Origin of the sequence: Lysobacter enzymogenes, assembly GCF_023617245.1 — a bacterium.
Taxonomy (GTDB): Bacteria; Pseudomonadota; Gammaproteobacteria; order Xanthomonadales; family Xanthomonadaceae; genus Lysobacter; species Lysobacter yananisis.
On the sequence record NZ_CP067396.1, the window covers coordinates 1,870,704 to 1,887,132 of the forward strand.

Below are 16,429 nucleotides of genomic sequence, written 5' to 3' on the forward strand. Positions count from 1 at the left end.
CGCGGTCGCGGGCGCGCGCGAAACGGCGGCTTCGGCGACGGCCGAGGCGCCGGCGATCCGAGCGCGCGGCATGAGCAAGCGTTTCGGCGAACTGCAGGCGGTGGACCGGGTCGACCTGACCGTGCCGCGCGCCTGCGTCTACGGCTTCCTCGGCCCGAATGGCTCAGGCAAGTCGACCACCATCCGCATGCTGTGCGGCCTGCTGACCCCGAGCGCGGGCGAGATCGAAGTGCTGGGGCTGAAGATTCCCGAGCAGGCCGAAGCGCTGCGCCGTCGCATCGGCTACATGACCCAGAAATTCTCGCTGTTCGAGGACCTGAGCGTGCGCGAGAACCTGGAGTTCCTCGCTGCCGTGCAGGACATCCCCAAGGCCGCCGCGCGCAAGCGCATCGACGCGTTGATCGGGCAGTACCGCTTCGGCGACCGCCAGGACCAGCTCGCCGGCACCATGAGCGGCGGCCAGAAGCAGCGCCTGGCCCTGGCCGGCGCGGTGATCCACGAACCCGAGCTGCTGTTCCTCGACGAGCCGACCAGCGCGGTCGATCCCGAATCGCGCCGCGATTTCTGGGAAAAACTGTTCGAGCTGGCCGACGCCGGCACCACCTTGCTGGTGTCCACCCACTACATGGACGAGGCCGAGCGCTGCCACCGCCTCGCCATCCTCGACCGCGGCGTCCTGGTCGCCGACGGCACCCCGGCCGAACTCACCGGCGAACTGCGCGGGCGCGCGGTGGAAGTGCGCGCCGCGCAGCCGCGCAAGGCCCAGCGCGCGCTGGTCGATCTGCCCGGCGTGCTCAGCGTGGCCCAGATCGGCAACGACCTGCGGGTGCTGCTGGCCGACGCCGACACCGCCGAACAAGGCCTGACCGACGCGCTGCGCGCGGCCGGGCTGCAGGCCGAAGTCGCCAAGGCCAAGCCGAACCTGGAAGACGTGTTCGTCGCCGCCACCCGCGGCGACGCGCCGCGCGCCGCCGCGGCGCGCGAGGAGGACGCATGAAACTGCGCCGGCTGTGGGCCATCGTGCTCAAGGAAGTGCGGCAACTGCGCCGCGACCGCATCACCCTGGCGATGATCGTGATGATCCCGGTCGGCCAGCTGGTGCTGTTCGGCTATGCCATCAACCTCAACCCGCGCGGCCTCACCGCCGCGGTCGCCGATCAGCCGGCACCGCCGCTTCGCGCGCGCTGGTCATGGACATGATCGCCACCGGGGTGATCCGCACCGTCGCCCGCGCCGACACGCCGCAGCAGTTGGTCGGCATGCTCCGGCGCGGCGAGATCAGCGTCGGCATCGCGGTGCCGCCGAACTTCGAGCGCCGCCGCGCCGACGGCCGCGAAGTGCTGCAGGTGATGGTCGACGGCAGCGACACCGTGGTCCAGAGCGCGGCCGCGCAACTCGCGCAGACGCCGGTCGATAGCTCGGCGGCGGCGCCGCGCCGGGTCGGGCCGAACACCGGCGCGATCGGCGTGGTCGCGTTCTACAACCCGCAGCGGCGCTCGCCGGTCAACATCGTGCCGGGGCTGATCGGGGTGATCCTGACCATGACCATGGTGATGTTCACCGCGGTGGCGATCGTGCGCGAACGCGAGCGCGGCAACATGGAGCTGTTGATCACCACGCCGGTCAGCCGCACCGAACTGATGGTCGGCAAAGTGCTGCCGTACGCGCTGATCGGCTTGCTGCAGACCAGCGTGGTGCTGTTGCTCGGGTTGTGGCTGTTCGAGGTGCCGGTCAAGGGCAGCGTGCTCGACGTCTACGTCGCCGCGGTGCTGCTGATCCTGGCCAACCTCGCGCTCGGCCTGTTGATCTCGACCAAGGCCGCCTCGCAGTTCCAGGCCATGCAGATGACCGTCTTCATCCTGCTGCCGTCGATCTTGCTGTCGGGCTTCATGTTCCCGTACGCCGGCATGCCGGCGCCGGCGCAATGGCTGGCCGAGATCCTGCCGATGACCCACTTCTTGCGCCTGATCCGCGGGGTGATGCTGCGCGGCGCGGGGCTGCTGGAGCTGTGGCGCGACGTGGCCTACCTGCTCGGCTTCATCGCGGTGATGATGAGCCTGGCGGTGGCGCGGTTCCGCAAGCGGCTGGATTGAGCGCGACGTTCTTGCGGCCTGGCGCAAACGCCGCGGCTGCGCGGTTCGCGCCGACCCCGGCGCTGCCTTGTATTACCGCGAAAGCCGGATTCTTTTTTTCGTCGCTTTCCGACCCCGATCGAGAATCGCCCGACCGTCCGCATCTGCCGCACTTGCGCCGCAACCGCCGATCTCGCACATTCGCCACTTTCGGACGCCGCAGTCCGCGGCCAGGGAAGCGAAGCATGCGAACGATGCGGCGGTTACGCGGAATCGGCCCGGCGGCCATCCTTGCCCTGGCGCTGGCCCTGACATGCGGCAGCGCCGCATCGGCGCAGCCGCTCACCGTCGTGACCGCGGCGCGCGTGCACACGCTCGATCCGGCCCGACCGCGCGCGCAAGGACTGGTGTTCGACGCCGCCGGCAAGATCGTCGCCGTCGGCACCCGTGGCGACCTGTTGCATCTGTATCCCAACGCCCGCCACATCGACTTCGGCGAGGCCACGCTGGTGCCGGGGCTGATCGACGCGCACGCGCATGTGTTCGAACTGGGCATCAACCAGCTCCAGGCCGATCTCACCGGCACCCGCAGCAAGGCCGAAGCGTTGCAGCGGCTGCGCGAGTTCGCGCGCGCGCTGCCGCCCGGGCAGTGGCTGATCGGCCACGGCTGGGACCAGAACGACTGGCCCGATGCGCGTTTCCCCGAGGCGGCCGATCTCGATGCCGAGTTCCCCGAGCGTCCGGTCTGGCTGCAGCGCATCGACGGTCACGCCGGCTGGGCCAACAGCGCGGCGATGCGCGCGGCCGGACGCGAGTTGGGCGGCGATTGGCAACCCGACGGCGGGCGCATCGTGCGCGACGACCAGGGCCGTGCCACCGGCGTGTTCATCGACGATGCGATGGCGCTGCTCGAGCGCGCGCGTCCGCCGCTGCCGCCGGCCGCGGTCGAACAGGCGCTGAGCCTGGGCATGCAGGCCGCGGTCCGCCACGGCCTGACCGGGGTGCACGACGCCGGCGTCGACCTGCCGACCTTGCGCGCTTACCAGCGCCTGGTCGGGCGCAAGCAGTTGCCGCTGCGCATCACCGCCTTCGCTGCCGGCGACGGAGACGCGCTGGAATCGCTGTGCCGCGACGGCCTGTACCAGCATCCGTCGGGACGCCTGAAGATGCGCACGGTCAAGCTCTACGCCGACGGCGCGCTCGGCAGCCGCGGCGCCGCGCTGCTGCAGGACTACAGCGACGAGCGCGGCAACCGCGGGCTGCTGCGGATGTCGCCCGAGGCGATGGCGAAAGCGATCGCCAAGGCCGAACGCTGCGGCGTGCAGGTCGCCACCCACGCCATCGGCGACCGCGGCAATCGCGAAGTGCTCGATCTGTACGCCCAGGCGCTCGGCGAGAACGCGACCACGCGCGACCACCGCTGGCGCATCGAACACGCGCAGATCCTCGCGCCGCAGGACCTGCCGCGGCTGGCGGCGCTGCACGCGATCGCCTCGGTGCAGCCGACCCACGCCACCAGCGACATGCCCTGGGCCGAAGACCGGCTCGGGCCGGTGCGCATCGACGGCGCCTATGCCTGGCGGCAACTGCGCGACAGCGGCGCGCGGCTGGCGCTGGGCTCGGATTTCCCGGTCGAATCGGTCGATCCGCGGCTGGGGCTGTTCGCCGCCGCCACCCGCACCGACGCCGCCGGCAAGCCGCTCGGCGGCTGGCACCCGCAAGAGAAGCTGACCGCGTACGAAGCCTTGCGCGGCTTCACCCTGGACGCGGCCTACGCGGGTTTCGCCGAGAACGAGGTCGGCAGCCTGGCGGTCGGCAAGCGCGCGGATTTCGTCGTGTTCGAACAGGACCCGCTGGCGGTGGAGCCGCAGCGGTTGCGCGAGCTGACGTTACTGGGAACTTATGTGGACGGCGCGCCGGTGTGGCGGCGCGAGCCAGCGCAGCGTTGAGGCGAGGGCTCAGGCGGGACGCCTGGGCAGGGCGCGAAAGGCGAGGGGCGGCGTATCCCGGGTTGCTGTCGCTCCGCTGCGGGTCCGCGCCGTAACGCCGACGCGAGCCTCATCGGCATTCAGGCGGAACCTACGCCGTCATCATGGCAGAAGCCCCACCGGCGGTCGGGCGAAATCTCCACCGAAGCCCCACCGTCATTCCGGCGAAAGCCGGAATCCATTTTGATTTTCCGTCGCTGTTGCCGCGACCGCGCAAGAGCGAAGCTCATGCAAAGTCAAAATGGATTCCGGCTTTCGCCGGAACGACGGATCGGGAGGGGCGAAGCGCCGGGGCGACGGGGGAGTGCGGAAGCGGCTGCGGACGGGGCATGGACGCGACGGTTCGCCGCGCGACGCGGCGATCGCGCGCTCACAGCATCCGGTGCATGACGTAGACGTCGACCAGCCCCAACGTCGGATGCCGGAACGCCTCCGGCACCTGCCCGACCACGGCGAAGCCGTGCTTGAGCCACAGGTGCACCGCCGCCGCGTTGGTGCTGACCACGTAGTTGAACTGCATCGCCAGGTAGCCGGCCTTGCGCGCCTGCATCAGCGAGTGCTCGCACAGCGCCGTGCCCACGCCCTGGCCCCAGGCGCTCTCGGCGACCATGTAGCTGGCGTTGGCGACGTGGTCGCCGCGGCCGCGCTGGTTCGGGCCGAGCTTGTAGCAGCCCAGGACCTCGTCGCCGGATTGGGCCAGGAACATGCGGTAGGGCGGGCTGGTCCACATCGCCCGCGCGCCGTCCAGGTTGAGGTCGGCGGCGTAGTTGTAGCTCTCGCCGCGCGCCAGCACTTCGCGGAAGATCGGCCAGGCCAGGTGGAAGTGTTCCGGGCCGATCTCGCGGATGTCGAAGTCGCGGTCCATCGCTGTCTCCGTCGCGGCTCAGGCCGCGGTGTGGGCGTCGTCGCCGAGCCGCACGCGGCCGCGCAGCGAGTTGGACAGGGCTTCGGTGATCGTCACGTCGACGAATCGGCCGATCAGCCGCTTCGGCGCCGGGAAGTTCACCGAGCGCATGTTCTCGGTCTTGCCGGTGAGTTCGTCGGGGTTCTTGCGCGAGGGGCCTTCCACCAGCACCCGCTGCACGCTGCCGACCATGGCCTGGGAGATCTTCGCCGCGTTGGCGTTGATCGCCGCCTGCAGGCGCGACAGGCGCGCGTGCTTCTCCTCGCTGGTGACGGTGTCCTCCAGGTCGGCGGCCGGGGTGCCCGGGCGGCGCGAGTAGATGAAGGAGAACGACTGGTCGAAGCCGACGTCCTCGATCAGCCTCATGGTCTTCTCGAAGTCGGCCTCGGTCTCGCCGGGGAAGCCGACGATGAAGTCCGAGGAGATCGAAATGTTCGGCCGCACCGCGCGCAGCTTGCGGATCTTCTGCTTGAACTCCAGCGCGGTGTAGCCGCGCTTCATCGCCGAGAGGATGCGGTCGCTGCCGGCCTGCACCGGCAGGTGCAGGTAGTCGGCCAGCTGCGGCACGTCGCGGTAGGCCTCGACCAGCGAGTCGGAGAACTCCAGCGGGTGCGAGGTGGTGAAGCGGATGCGGTCGACGCCGTCGATTTCGGCGATGGTGCGGATCAGCAAGCCGAGGTCGGCGACCCCGGCGCTGCTGGCACCGTCTTCGCCTGCGATCGGTCCGCGATACGCGTTGACGTTCTGGCCGAGCAGATTGATCTCGCGTACGCCCTGCGCGGCGAGTTGGGCGACTTCCACCAGCACGTCTTCGAACGGCCGGCTGACTTCCTCGCCGCGGGTGTACGGCACCACGCAGAACGAGCAGTACTTCGAGCAGCCTTCCATGATCGAGACGAACGCGCTCGGGCCTTCGGCGCGCGGCTCGGGCAGGCGGTCGAACTTCTCGATCTCGGGGAAGCTGATGTCGACCTGCGGCAGCCCGGTCTCGCGCTTGGCGCGGATCAGCTCGGGCAGGCGGTGCAGGGTCTGCGGGCCGAACACCAGGTCGACGTGCGGGGCGCGCTTGACGATCGCCGCGCCTTCCTGCGAGGCGACGCAGCCGCCGACGCCGATGATGACCTGGCGCTCGCCCTGCTTGTGTTGCTTCCAGCGGCCGAGCTGGCTGAACACCTTCTCCTGCGCCTTCTCGCGGATCGAGCAGGTGTTGATCAGGATGACGTCGGCTTCGGACGCGTCGTTGGTGAGTTCCAGGCCGTCGCTGGCGGCGAGCACGTCGGCCATCTTGGCCGAGTCGTACTCGTTCATCTGGCAACCGTGGGTTTCGATGAAGAGCTTCTTCGCGCCCGGCCGGGACGGCGGGGCGACGCCCGGCAGGGCGGGCAGGGGATGCAGGTCGGTCATGGCGGGTCCGGGAGGGGCGGCGGTTATTCCGCGCCGGGCGAGCGAGAAGCGAGCGTGGAGGAGCGAGGAGTGAGCGAAAGCGGGCTCCGCTCACTCCTCGCTCCTCCACGCTCGCTCCTAGAAGTATACCGCCAGCCGCCGCGATCCCAGCCAAGCCGCGGCCCCCGTCACATTCTGCGCCGGCCCCCTTGGCAGTGTCGGCCCGGGCAGGGGACACTGGGCCGGATGAGGGGGAGCTCGCTGCTGCTGGGGGTACTGGGGTTGCTGGCGTTCGCGCCGGCGGCGGCCGGTACGCTTTGGCGCTGCGACAGCCCCAGCGGCGAGCGCAGCTACGTCAGCAAGAAGGTCAAGGGCGCGACCTGCACCGTCGTCAGCCAGTACACCAGCAAGGCCAGCCGCCCGCGCGATCCCACTCCGGTGGCCTACGCCCCGCCCAAGCCGGCACCGGCGATGGGCTCGGTCGGCGCCGGCGGCGACGCGGCGATTCCGGCCTCGGCCCACAGCAACCCGCCGGCGACCTATGCCGGCGCGGCCGCGGCCATGGTCGCCGGCGGCATCAGCGGCGCCGCCACGGCCAGCGCGCCGGCTCCGGCCGTCGCGTCCGCGCCCGCCGCGGCGCCGGTCCCGGCGGCGCCGGGGCAGGCGCCGACCCGGCTGGTCCAGGGCCAGATTTATTCCTACGTCCAGGACGGGGTCCGCCACTACGTCAGCAAGCGGCCCAAGGGGCTGGCCAACGCCACCCAGATGCGGACCATCCGCTACAGCTTCATCGAGACCTGCTTCGCCTGCGCCGCCCGGCCCGGGGTCAACTTCGGCACGCTGCGGCTCAACACCGCGGCCTACTCGGCCGAGATCGCCGCGGCCGCGCGCCAGCACGGGGTCGAGGAGGCGATCGTGCGCGCGATCATCCACGCCGAATCGGCCTACAACCCCAATGCGCTGTCGCGCGCCGGGGCGCAGGGGCTGATGCAGTTGATGCCGGCCACCGCGCGCCGCTTCGGCGTCGGCAACGCCTTCGACGCCAGCCAGAACATCCAGGGCGGGGTGCAGTACCTGGCCTGGCTGCTCAAGCGCTTCAACGGCGACCTGACCCTGGCCTCGGCGGGCTACAACGCCGGCGAGGGCGCGGTCGACAAGTACAAGGGCGTGCCGCCGTATTCCGAGACCCAGCGCTACGTCCAGCGCGTCGCGGTGCTGGCCCAGCGCTACCGTTCCGCCGGCGTGGTGCAGCGCTGAGCCGGGCGCCGCATCGGCGCCGCGCATCCGTGCCGGGCGCGCCCGGCGGCCCGAACGTCCTGGTGCGAATCCCCCTGCGGCGCACGCCGCCCGCGCCGATCCGGCCAAGCCGGCGCGCCGCCTCGGCAAAGCCGTTCGCGCGCCGCGGCCGCGCCGGAGCCCCGGCCGCGCGCGCGGCGCGGCCGGGCGCCGCGCGCAAACGCCTTGCGAATCCGGGGCTTGTGCGCGCGGTCGCGTCCGGGCGGGGCCGGTCGCGGTTTTGCAAGAGCGCGGATTGTCGCGCCCTTAACGGTTCCGCTACACTTCCCCGTCTTTTGAGCCGCCAGCCTTTCGCCAGTGGTTGTGTTTGGTTTATAGCCATCGGTTCCGGGTTGTGCGGCGTTACCCTCGCATTGCAGATTTCGCGGAGTGCCGGATGGCCAACCAAGGGGTCAACGATCCTATCAACACGGGCCGACGTCGGTTCCTCACCGCCACCACCGCGGTGGTCGGGGCGGTCGGAGCCGGTTTTGTGGCAGTGCCTTTCATCAAGTCCTGGAATCCCAGCGCCCGCGCGAAGCTCGCCGGCGCGCCGGTGACCGCGGACATCACCGGGCTGGCCGAAGGCCAACGCCTGATCCTGGAGTGGCGCGGCCAGCCGATCTGGATCGTCAAGCGCTCCAAGGCGATCCTCGACGCGCTGCCGACCCTGGACGGCCACCTGCGCGATCCCAAGTCCGAGAACAAGGACCAGCAGCCCGAGTACGTGTTCAAGGCGAGCCCGGAACTGCGCTCGCTCAAGCCCGACATCTCGGTCCTGGTCGGCCTGTGCACGCACCTGGGCTGTTCGCCGGAAATGAAGGCCGAGATCCGGCCCGAGCCGTTCGACCCGGAATGGAAGGGCGGCTACTTCTGCCCCTGCCACAAGTCGCGCTTCGACATGGCCGGCCGCGTGTTCCAGGGCGTGCCCGCGCCGATCAACCTGCTGGTGCCTCCGCACCACTACGAGAACGACAACACGATCGTGATCGGCGTCGATCCGGCGAAGGGGGCATAAGCCATGGCCAACATCCTCACGCGTACCGCCAACAACGTCTTCGGCTGGGTCACCGACCGCGCGCCCGGCATGATGCCGATGTACCGCAAGCACATGAGCGAGTACTACGCGCCGAAGAACTTCAACATCTGGTACTACTTCGGTTCGCTCGCGCTGCTGGTGCTGGTCAACCAGATCGTCACCGGCATCTTCCTGACGATGCACTTCAAGCCGTCCGCGGCCGAGGCGTTCTCGTCGGTCGAATACATCATGCGCGACGTGGAGTGGGGCTGGCTGATCCGCTACATGCACAGCACCGGCGCCTCGCTGTTCTTCATCGTCGTGTACCTGCACATGTTCCGCGGCCTGCTGTACGGCTCCTACCAGAAGCCGCGCGAGCTGGTGTGGATCCTGGGCATGCTGATCTACCTGGTGCTGATGGCCGAAGCCTTCATGGGCTACGTGCTGCCGTGGGGCCAGATGTCGTTCTGGGGCGCCAAGGTCATCATCTCGCTGTTCGGCGCGATCCCGGTGATCGGCAACGGCCTGACCGAGTGGATCATGGGCGACTACCTGCCCGGCGACGCCACCCTCAACCGCTTCTTCGCCCTGCACGTGATCGCGCTGCCGCTGGTGCTGCTGCTGCTGGTCGTGCTGCACCTGGGCGCGCTGCACGAAGTGGGTTCCAACAACCCCGAGGGCGTCGACACCAAGCACGGTCCGAAGGGCAACCGTTGGGACGCCAACAAGCCGATCGACACCATCCCGTTCCATCCGTACTACACGGTCAAGGACCTGTTCGGCGTCGGCTTCTTCCTGATGCTGGCGGCCTTCATCATCTTCTTCGCCCCGGCGATGGGCGGCTGGTTCCTCGAGCACGACAACTTCACCGAGGCCAACCGCCTGGTGACGCCGGAGCACATCAAGCCGGTGTGGTACTACACCCCGTACTACGCGATGCTGCGGGTGATCCCCGACAAGCTCGGCGGCGTGATCGTGATGTTCCTGGCGATCGCGATCCTGTTCCTGGTGCCGTGGCTGGACCGCTGCAAGGTCAAGTCGGTGCGCTACCGCGGCCTGATCAGCAAGTTCATGCTGATGCTGCTGGCGGTGTGCTTCGTGTGGCTGGGCAAGATCGGCGCCGGCCCCGGCACCGACCCGGTCGAGACCGTCATCGGCCGCGTGCTGACCTTCCTGTACTTCGCTTTCTTCATCACCATGCCGGTGTGGACGAAGCTGGACAAAACAAAGCCGGTCCCGGAACGGGTGACGATGCATGACTAACCACAGCCAGCCTCTCCGGAAGACCCGCATCGTGAAGAAGCTCGCCACTTTCGTCGCCGGCCTGCTCGTGTCGGTCACCGCTTACGCCTCCGGCGGCGGCGACTTGCTGCAGTCGGGCACCGACCTGAGCGACCGCGCGTCGCTGCAGCGCGGCGCCCAGCTGTACATGAACTACTGCTCGGGCTGCCACTCGCTGAAGTACCTGCGCTACTCGCGCATGGCCGAAGACCTGGGCCTGACCGAAGACGAGGTGATGAACAACCTCAACTTCACCGGCGCCAAGTTCGGCGAGCAGATCCAGGTCAACCTGACCGCGGAACACGCCAACCAGTGGTTCGGCAAGATGCCGCCGGATCTGAGCCTGATCACCCGCGTGCGCGGCAGCGACTGGGTCTACACCTACCTCAACCAGTTCTACCTGGACGAGTCGCGGCCGCTGGGCTGGAACAACAAGCTGTTCCCGAACGCTTCCATGCCCAACCCGCTGTGGGAGCTGCAGGGCTTGCAGCACGCCGAGTACGGCGAGAAGGACAAGGCGACGGGCGAGCGTCCGGTGCACGGCCTCAAGATCGAGCAGGCCGGCAAGCTCGACGAAGCCGGCTTCCGCACCGCGACCCGCGACATCACCGCTTTCCTCGAGTACGCCGGCGAACCCGCGGCGCTCAAGCGCCAGAGCCTCGGCGTCTGGGTGATCCTGTTCCTCGCTCTGTTCACCTTCCTCGCCTACCTGCTGAAGACCGAGTACTGGCGCGACGTGGAACATTGACGTAGTTCGCCTGGAAAACCCGCGCCACAAGCGCGGGTTTTCCGTTAGGGTTGACGGTCTGGCGAGCCGGCAATCTGCGCAAAGCCGGGGTGTGCGGGCTCGAGGCCGTGACGACCTTCCACACAGGGTGGAGGGCGTCTTGCGACTGGCGGATTCCGGTCGTTGGAGAGGTCGATGATGGCGGCGAGCCCCCGTATGCGTAATGCCCTGACTCTGTTTTCGTCTACCGACTGCGTGCTGTGCCACCGCGTCCGGCTGGTGCTGGCGGCCAAGGGCGTCACCTACGACCTGATTCCGGTCGATCCGCAGAACCCGCCGGAAGACCTCGTCGACCTCAACCCCTATCACTCGGTGCCGACCCTGGTCGAGCGCGACCTGGTCCTGTACGCGGCCAGCGTGGTCAGCGAGTACCTCGACGAGCGCTATCCGCATCCGCCGCTGATGCCGGTCGACCCGCTTTCGCGCGCGCGCCTGCGCCTGGCGATGCTGCGCCTGGAGCACGACTGGGTGCCGCAGGTGCAGGCGATCCAGATGGGCAACAAGGTCCAGGCCGAGGCCGCGCGCAAGCGCCTGAAGGAACTGCTGACCGCCTCGGTGCCGCTGTTCAAGGCCAGCAAGTTCTTCCTGAACCCGGAAATGAGCCTGGCCGATTGCGCCATGGCGCCGATCATCTGGCGCCTGCCCTCGCTCGACGTGCCGCTGCCGAAGGACGCCAAGGCGATCGAGGATTACGGCAACCGCATCTTCCGCAACCCGGGCTTCTCGCGCAGCCTGACCGACCAGGAACGCAAGCTGCGCGACATGCCGATGTGAGCGCGGGCCGCGCGGGCGTCGCCCGCGACGGCGACGGCTTCGGCGCGGGCCGCATGGGGCGGCTTGGAGACGGCGCCGCGCGCGGCCGGGCGCGGCCGCACCGCGCGACGCGGACCGGGCCGGGCGGACGCGCGATCGCGGCGCCGATGCGCGGCGAAATCCTCTGTCCGGGCGCGCCAGGCGTTAAACTGCGCGCATGAGCGAAAGCAGCACCTCGATGACCAGCCACCGCCCCTATCTGTTGCGGGCGCTGTACGAATGGATCGCCGACAACGGCATGACCCCGCACCTGCTGGTCGACGCCACGCGTCCGGCCGTGCAGGTGCCCGCGCACGCGGTCAAGGAAGGCAAGATCGTGCTCAACGTGGCCGCGCGCGCGGTCTCGCACCTGGAAATGGGCAACGACTTCATCCGCTTCAGCGCGCGCTTCGGCGGCGTCAGCCATCCGGTCAACGTGCCGGTCGGCGCGGTGCTGGCGATCTATGCGCGCGAGACCGGGCAGGGCATGGCGCTGCCGGAGGACGCCAGCCTGGAAGACGCCGCGCTCGACGAGGCGTCCTCCGAGCAGCCCGAGTCGGCCGCGCCGTCGCCGCAGCTCAGCGCCGTGCCGAGCGACCCGCCGGACGGCGACGACGACGGCCCGCACACCCCGACGCCGCGCCGCGGCGGGCACCTGCGCATCGTCAAATAGCCGCGGTCGCCAGCTGAGCCGCAGGCGCCGCGAGCCGCCCGCGCTCGCGCCCGCTTCCCGTCGCAGCGTCTCGAGCCGCGACCTCGCGGGCGTACCGCGGCGCAGCCGTGGCCTCATAGCCGCGCTCGTTCCACTCGCCGCGTCGTCGCACCCGCCCCCTGTAGGAGCGGCGCAAGCCGCGACCGCGCCAGTTCAATTACGGCGCGCCCACCACCGGCCCGTCGTTCCGGCGAAAGCCGGAATCCATTTTGCTTCTGCTCCTGCTCGCGCTGCGCCGCAAACAGACAAGCGAGATCAAAATGGATTCCGGCTTTCGCCGGAATGACGGCATGGGGAGGTGCGGCTTCGGGTCGTGGTGGCGGAGCTGCGTCGCTTCGGTTGGCCCGACCCGTCAGTGCAACTGCGAGGGCTCGCGCGTGACCGGACCGCTGAACGCCACCAGCCGGTCGCCGCGCAGCACCAGCCGGCCGATGTGGCGGTCTTCGCCGTCGATGGAGTAGTCGAAGCGGAAGGTGCGTTCGAAGCCGAGCCAGCCGCTCTCGCGGCGGATCACCCTCAGGCCGATCGCGTGCACGCTCTGGTCGAGCCATTGCACCCCGGCCGCGCGGCAGGCGTCGCGGCCGACGACTTCGGCGCGTTCGGCGGCGGCGCGGCCGGCGCTCCAGAACGAGAACGCGGCGGCGCCGAAGATCATCAACAGGATCAGGGTAGGCATGGCGTGTTCTTGGCGGCGGGATCGGCGCAACGCAAGGGGGCGGGCGCCCCGGTCGATGCGGTCAGCCCGGCGGCGGTCCCAGTTTCAGCGAAAGATCGATGGCGCGCACATGCTTGGTCAGCGCGCCGATAGAGATGCAGTCCACGCCGTCTTCGGCGATCGCGCGCAGGCCGTCGAGATCGACGCCGCCGGAGACCTCCAGCGGAATGCGTCCGTCGAACGGCGCCGCGCGCGCGATCCGCACCGCCTCGCGGCGGGTGGCGGCGTCGAAGTCGTCGATCAGGATGCGGTCGCAGCCCTCGGTCAGCGCCTCGCGCAACTGGTCCAGCGTCTCGACCTCGACGATCAGCGGCAGCCCGGGATGGCGTTCGCGCGCGTGGCGGATCGCCGCGACCAGCGAGCCGGCGGCGCGGATATGGTTTTCCTTGAGCATCACCGCATCGAACAGGCCGATGCGGTGGTTGACCCCGCCGCCGCAGCGCACCGCGTACTTCTGCGCCAGGCGCAGGCCGGGCAGGGTCTTGCGGGTGTCGAGGATGCGGGTGCCGGTGCCGGCCACCGCGGCCACGTACTGGGCGGTGACGGTGGCGGTGCCGGACAGGGTCTGCAGGAAGTTCAGCGAGGCGCGCTCGGCGCTGACCAGGGCGCGCGAACGGCCGCGCAGGGTCGCCAGCACCGTGCCCTTGGCGACGCGGTCGCCCTCGGCGACTTTCCAGTCGATCTCGACCTGCGGGTCGAGCGCGCGGTGGCAGGCGTCGAACCACGGCCGGCCGCAGATCACCGCGTCTTCCTTGCACAACAAGTAAGCGATGTCGGCGCTGTCGGGCAGCAGTTCGGCAGTGACGTCGCCGCCGCCGAGGTCTTCGGCCAGGGCATCGGCGACGTCGGCTTCGATCTCGGTCGCCGGCGGCGGGGTCAGGTCGCGGGCGGCGGCGTTCATGCGGCGGGGAAACCCTCGACCTGGGCGGTGGCCAGGGCGTTGTCGGCGTCCAGCAGGGCGATGCCGTCGTCGACGATGTAGACGGTCTTGCGGTCGCGGGTCACCAGCGCCTCGCGCAGCGCCTGGGTCTGGGCGTCGCCGCCGCCGCGGACCACGCCGCCGGCGGCGATGGCGGCGTTGAGCGCCTGCAGGCCGCGGCCGTCCAGCGGCAGCAGCGGTTGGCGGGTGGTCGGGCAGACGAGCAGGTCGAGCAGTTTGCGATCCATACGGTTTGATGCCGGTACGACGGGACAGGGCGTTAGAATACGTCTTTGCGCCAAGGCACGTCCCATGTCCCCAGCCTCGTCCGATCCAAGCCCCTCGTCCGCCGCCGCCGGTCCCGCCCCGCTCGTGGGCATCGTCATGGGCTCGCGCTCGGACTGGGAGACCATGCAGCACGCCGCCGCCAAGCTCGAAGCCCTGGGCGTGCCGCACGAGGTGCGGGTGGTGTCCGCGCACCGCACCCCGGACGTGCTGTTCCAGTACGCCGAATCGGCGGCCGCGCGCGGCCTGCGCGCGATCGTCGCCGGCGCCGGCGGCGCCGCGCACCTGCCGGGCATGCTGGCCGCGAAGACCGCGGTGCCGGTGCTCGGCGTGCCGGTGCAGTCCAAGGCGCTCAACGGCATGGACTCGCTGCTGTCGATCGTGCAGATGCCGGCCGGCATCCCGGTGGCGACCTTCGCCATCGGCAACGCCGGCGCCGCCAACGCCGCGCTGTTCGCCGCCGCCCTGCTGGCGCCGGAGTATCCGGCCATCGGCGCGGCGCTGGCCGCGTTCCGCGCGCGCCAGACCGACGAGGTGCTGGCCCACGACGATCCGCGCCAATGACCACCGTCGGCATCCTCGGAGGCGGGCAGCTGGCCCGCATGCTGGCGCTGTCGGGCGCGCCGCTGGGCCTGCGCTTCCTGGTCCTGGACAACACCGCCGACGCCTGCGCCGGCCAGTTCGCGCCGATGGTGGTCGGCGACTACACCGACCAGGCCGCGCTCGACGAATTCGCGTCCAAGATCGACGTGGCGACCTTCGATTTCGAGAACGTGCCGGCCGAGTCGGCGCGCTGGCTGGCCGAGCGCCGGCCGGTGTTCCCGAGCCCGCGTGCGCTCGCCGTTGCGCAGGATCGTCTCGCCGAGAAGACCCTGTTCCGCGAACTCGACATCCCGGTGCCCGACTTCGCCGCGATCGACTCGCGCGCCGGCCTCGACGCCGCGCTGGCGGCGATCGGCACGCCGTGCATCCTCAAGACCCGGCGCCTGGGCTACGACGGCAAGGGCCAGTTCCGGATCAAGACCGCGGCCGACGCCGACGCCGCCTGGGCCGCGCTCGGCGCCCAGGCCGACACCGTCGGCCTGATCCTGGAAGGCTTCGTGCGCTTCGAGCGCGAACTGTCGGTGGTCGCCGTGCGCGGCCGCGACGGCGAGTTCCGCGCCTGGCCGCTGACCGAGAACTGGCACGTCGACGGCGTGCTCTCGGCCAGCCTCGCGCCGGCCGTCGCCGACGAGGCGCTGGCCGCGACCGCGGTCGCGCATGCGCGCAAGCTCGCCGACGCGCTCGACTACGTCGGCGTGTTCGCGCTGGAGCTGTTCTGCCGCGACGGCGTGCTGCTGGCCAACGAACTGGCCCCGCGCGTGCACAACTCCGGCCACTGGACCATCGAAGGCGCCGAAACCTCGCAGTTCCAGAACCACCTGCGCGCGGTGCTCGGCCTGCCGCTGGGCGACACCCGCATGCTCGGCCACGCCTGCATGCTCAACTGGATCGGCGCGATGCCGGACGCCGCGCCGGTGCTGGCCGAGGCCGGCGGGCACTGGCACGACTACGGCAAGTCGCCGCGCGAGGGGCGCAAGGTCGGGCATGCGACGGTGCGCGCGGATTCGGCGCAGGCGCTGGCGCAGGCGCTGGCCCGGGTCGGCGTCGCGCTCGGCCGCCAGGAGCAGGTCGCGCCGGTGATCGCGAGGCTGACCTGATCATCATTCCGACGCGGTCGCGCTCCCCGCGCGCTGCCGCGTCGCTGGTGCGGGCCGGGCCGTCCGCGTTGCTGGTGTTCGTCTACTTCATCGGCGCGCTGCTGTGCCTGTTGTTCGTCGAACCGGCCTGCTGCCGGTTCGAACCCGGCAGTCCCGACAGCCGGCGGGTGCTGTGGTGGCTGCTCGCGCCGTGGCTGTCGCTGGCCGCGTTGTCGCTGGCGCTGCATTGGCGCTGGTGGCGCCGCGGTTCGGCGCGGTGGGCGGCGGCGCTGGCGCCGTTCGTGCTCGCGGCCTTGCTGGCCGCGCTGACCTGGCCTTACCTGCAGGCCGTCAACGCCGTCGCCGGCAGCCGGCCGGCGAGTTTCGGCGGCGAGGTGGTCGGCCGCTGGCAAAGCGCCGGCCGCGCGAGCATCCATGGCATGCGCGTGCGCGATGCCCGCAGCGGCGCGGTGGTGTCGCTGCGCATCGACCGATCCGAATACGACGCGCTGCGCGCCGGCGACCGCGCCGTGTGCGACTACCGCCGCGGGCGGCTGGGCTTCTACTTCCGCTGGCGTTGGTTCGCGCCGCAGGGCTGCCGGTTCGAGCGCGCCTGAGG

General features: G+C 70.3%; 16 protein-coding genes and 1 pseudogene. 12 read left to right on the plus strand and 5 right to left on the minus strand.

Features of this window, described 5'->3' with window-relative positions; genetic code table 11:
• Nucleotides 1–55: 55 nt before the first annotated feature.
• The 3 genes and pseudogenes from JHW41_RS07765 to JHW41_RS07775 all read left to right on the plus strand — a co-directional run bounded on the left by JHW41_RS07765 (nucleotide 56) and on the right by JHW41_RS07775 (nucleotide 4,021).
• Nucleotides 56–997 carry an ABC transporter ATP-binding protein gene (locus tag JHW41_RS07765; RefSeq protein ID WP_057950208.1) on the plus strand — a complete coding sequence of 314 codons (942 nt, stop codon included), beginning with the start codon at nucleotides 56–58 and terminating at the stop codon, nucleotides 995–997.
• Nucleotides 994–2,093: pseudogene (locus JHW41_RS07770) on the plus strand (ABC transporter permease). Before JHW41_RS07765 ends, JHW41_RS07770 begins: the two are co-directional and overlap by 4 nt.
• Nucleotides 2,094–2,326: 233 nt before the next feature.
• Nucleotides 2,327–4,021, plus strand: coding sequence for an amidohydrolase (locus JHW41_RS07775; RefSeq protein ID WP_250449541.1), 1,695 nt, complete (start codon nucleotides 2,327–2,329; stop codon nucleotides 4,019–4,021).
• Nucleotides 4,022–4,430: 409 nt separating this feature from the next.
• On the opposite strand, the gene JHW41_RS07780 is transcribed toward JHW41_RS07775, so the two are convergent.
• Both JHW41_RS07780 and miaB read right to left on the minus strand, forming a co-directional pair.
• On the minus strand, nucleotides 4,431–4,925 hold the full coding sequence (locus JHW41_RS07780) for a GNAT family N-acetyltransferase (RefSeq protein WP_250449542.1): 495 nt from the start codon (nucleotides 4,923–4,925) through the stop codon (nucleotides 4,431–4,433).
• A gap of 18 nt (nucleotides 4,926–4,943) precedes the next feature.
• The gene (gene miaB, locus JHW41_RS07785; RefSeq protein ID WP_284499536.1) at nucleotides 4,944–6,368 is read right to left on the minus strand and encodes a tRNA (N6-isopentenyl adenosine(37)-C2)-methylthiotransferase MiaB; all 1,425 of its coding nucleotides are present in this window, start codon (nucleotides 6,366–6,368) and stop codon (nucleotides 4,944–4,946) included.
• A gap of 225 nt (nucleotides 6,369–6,593) precedes the next feature.
• On the opposite strand from miaB, the gene JHW41_RS07790 reads away from it, so the two are divergent.
• The 6 genes from JHW41_RS07790 (at nucleotide 6,594) to JHW41_RS07815 (ending at nucleotide 12,173) form a co-directional block, all read left to right on the plus strand.
• A complete protein-coding gene (locus JHW41_RS07790) occupies nucleotides 6,594–7,604 on the plus strand; it encodes a lytic transglycosylase domain-containing protein (protein ID WP_250449543.1) in 1,011 nt (336 codons plus the stop codon).
• A 415-nt stretch (nucleotides 7,605–8,019) separates the two neighbouring features.
• Nucleotides 8,020–8,640, plus strand: a complete 621-nt coding sequence (gene petA / locus JHW41_RS07795; RefSeq protein WP_057948409.1) for a ubiquinol-cytochrome c reductase iron-sulfur subunit — start codon at nucleotides 8,020–8,022, stop codon at nucleotides 8,638–8,640.
• Between the two features lie 3 nt (nucleotides 8,641–8,643).
• Nucleotides 8,644–9,903, plus strand: coding sequence for a cytochrome b (locus tag JHW41_RS07800; RefSeq protein ID WP_057948408.1), 1,260 nt, complete (start codon nucleotides 8,644–8,646; stop codon nucleotides 9,901–9,903).
• Nucleotides 9,896–10,669 (plus strand): cytochrome c1, encoded by a 774-nt coding sequence (locus JHW41_RS07805; RefSeq protein WP_057948407.1) that lies wholly within the window; start codon nucleotides 9,896–9,898, stop codon nucleotides 10,667–10,669. Before JHW41_RS07800 ends, JHW41_RS07805 begins: the two co-directional genes overlap by 8 nt.
• 177 nt (nucleotides 10,670–10,846) lie before the next feature.
• On the plus strand, nucleotides 10,847–11,482 hold the full coding sequence (locus JHW41_RS07810; RefSeq protein WP_057950207.1) for a glutathione S-transferase N-terminal domain-containing protein: 636 nt from the start codon (nucleotides 10,847–10,849) through the stop codon (nucleotides 11,480–11,482).
• 196 nt (nucleotides 11,483–11,678) lie between these two features.
• Nucleotides 11,679–12,173 carry a ClpXP protease specificity-enhancing factor gene (locus JHW41_RS07815; RefSeq protein ID WP_078997916.1) on the plus strand — a complete coding sequence of 165 codons (495 nt, stop codon included), beginning with the start codon at nucleotides 11,679–11,681 and terminating at the stop codon, nucleotides 12,171–12,173.
• A 391-nt stretch (nucleotides 12,174–12,564) separates the two neighbouring features.
• Here the strand turns inward: JHW41_RS07815 and JHW41_RS07820 are convergent, their stop codons facing one another.
• From JHW41_RS07820 to JHW41_RS07830, 3 genes are all read right to left on the minus strand, one after another.
• On the minus strand, nucleotides 12,565–12,888 hold the full coding sequence (locus tag JHW41_RS07820; RefSeq protein ID WP_057948406.1) for a DUF3301 domain-containing protein: 324 nt from the start codon (nucleotides 12,886–12,888) through the stop codon (nucleotides 12,565–12,567).
• A 61-nt stretch (nucleotides 12,889–12,949) separates the two neighbouring features.
• Nucleotides 12,950–13,828, minus strand: coding sequence for a carboxylating nicotinate-nucleotide diphosphorylase (gene nadC, locus JHW41_RS07825; protein WP_250449544.1), 879 nt, complete (start codon nucleotides 13,826–13,828; stop codon nucleotides 12,950–12,952).
• Nucleotides 13,825–14,094, minus strand: coding sequence for a Trm112 family protein (locus tag JHW41_RS07830; RefSeq protein ID WP_057948404.1), 270 nt, complete (start codon nucleotides 14,092–14,094; stop codon nucleotides 13,825–13,827). Before JHW41_RS07830 ends, nadC begins: the two co-directional genes overlap by 4 nt.
• 64 nt (nucleotides 14,095–14,158) lie before the next feature.
• Here JHW41_RS07830 and purE point away from each other — a divergent pair, with 64 nt between their 5' ends.
• From purE to JHW41_RS07845, 3 genes are read left to right on the plus strand one after another with little or no spacing between them, the layout of a single operon-like run.
• Nucleotides 14,159–14,695 (plus strand): 5-(carboxyamino)imidazole ribonucleotide mutase, encoded by a 537-nt coding sequence (gene purE / locus JHW41_RS07835; protein ID WP_250449545.1) that lies wholly within the window; start codon nucleotides 14,159–14,161, stop codon nucleotides 14,693–14,695.
• A complete protein-coding gene (locus JHW41_RS07840) occupies nucleotides 14,692–15,831 on the plus strand; it encodes a 5-(carboxyamino)imidazole ribonucleotide synthase (protein ID WP_078997912.1) in 1,140 nt (379 codons plus the stop codon). Before purE ends, JHW41_RS07840 begins: the two co-directional genes overlap by 4 nt.
• A 47-nt stretch (nucleotides 15,832–15,878) precedes the next feature.
• Nucleotides 15,879–16,427, plus strand: a complete 549-nt coding sequence (locus JHW41_RS07845) for a hypothetical protein (protein ID WP_250449546.1) — start codon at nucleotides 15,879–15,881, stop codon at nucleotides 16,425–16,427.
• Nucleotides 16,428–16,429 lie beyond the last annotated feature (2 nt).

Coding starts and splice junctions, on each gene's coding strand:
- JHW41_RS07815 (WP_078997916.1), top strand. CDS start 11,679: ATGAGCGAAAGCAGCACCTCGATGACCAGCCACCGCCCCTATCTGTTG.
- miaB (WP_284499536.1), bottom strand. CDS start 6,368: ATGACCGACCTGCATCCCCTGCCCGCCCTGCCGGGCGTCGCCCCGCCG.
- JHW41_RS07800 (WP_057948408.1), top strand. CDS start 8,644: ATGGCCAACATCCTCACGCGTACCGCCAACAACGTCTTCGGCTGGGTC.
- JHW41_RS07810 (WP_057950207.1), top strand. CDS start 10,847: ATGGCGGCGAGCCCCCGTATGCGTAATGCCCTGACTCTGTTTTCGTCT.
- JHW41_RS07790 (WP_250449543.1), top strand. CDS start 6,594: ATGAGGGGGAGCTCGCTGCTGCTGGGGGTACTGGGGTTGCTGGCGTTC.
- JHW41_RS07775 (WP_250449541.1), top strand. CDS start 2,327: ATGCGGCGGTTACGCGGAATCGGCCCGGCGGCCATCCTTGCCCTGGCG.
- nadC (WP_250449544.1), bottom strand. CDS start 13,828: ATGAACGCCGCCGCCCGCGACCTGACCCCGCCGCCGGCGACCGAGATC.
- JHW41_RS07830 (WP_057948404.1), bottom strand. CDS start 14,094: ATGGATCGCAAACTGCTCGACCTGCTCGTCTGCCCGACCACCCGCCAA.
- purE (WP_250449545.1), top strand. CDS start 14,159: ATGTCCCCAGCCTCGTCCGATCCAAGCCCCTCGTCCGCCGCCGCCGGT.
- petA (WP_057948409.1), top strand. CDS start 8,020: ATGGCCAACCAAGGGGTCAACGATCCTATCAACACGGGCCGACGTCGG.
- JHW41_RS07840 (WP_078997912.1), top strand. CDS start 14,692: ATGACCACCGTCGGCATCCTCGGAGGCGGGCAGCTGGCCCGCATGCTG.
- JHW41_RS07820 (WP_057948406.1), bottom strand. CDS start 12,888: ATGCCTACCCTGATCCTGTTGATGATCTTCGGCGCCGCCGCGTTCTCG.
- JHW41_RS07805 (WP_057948407.1), top strand. CDS start 9,896: ATGACTAACCACAGCCAGCCTCTCCGGAAGACCCGCATCGTGAAGAAG.
- JHW41_RS07780 (WP_250449542.1), bottom strand. CDS start 4,925: ATGGACCGCGACTTCGACATCCGCGAGATCGGCCCGGAACACTTCCAC.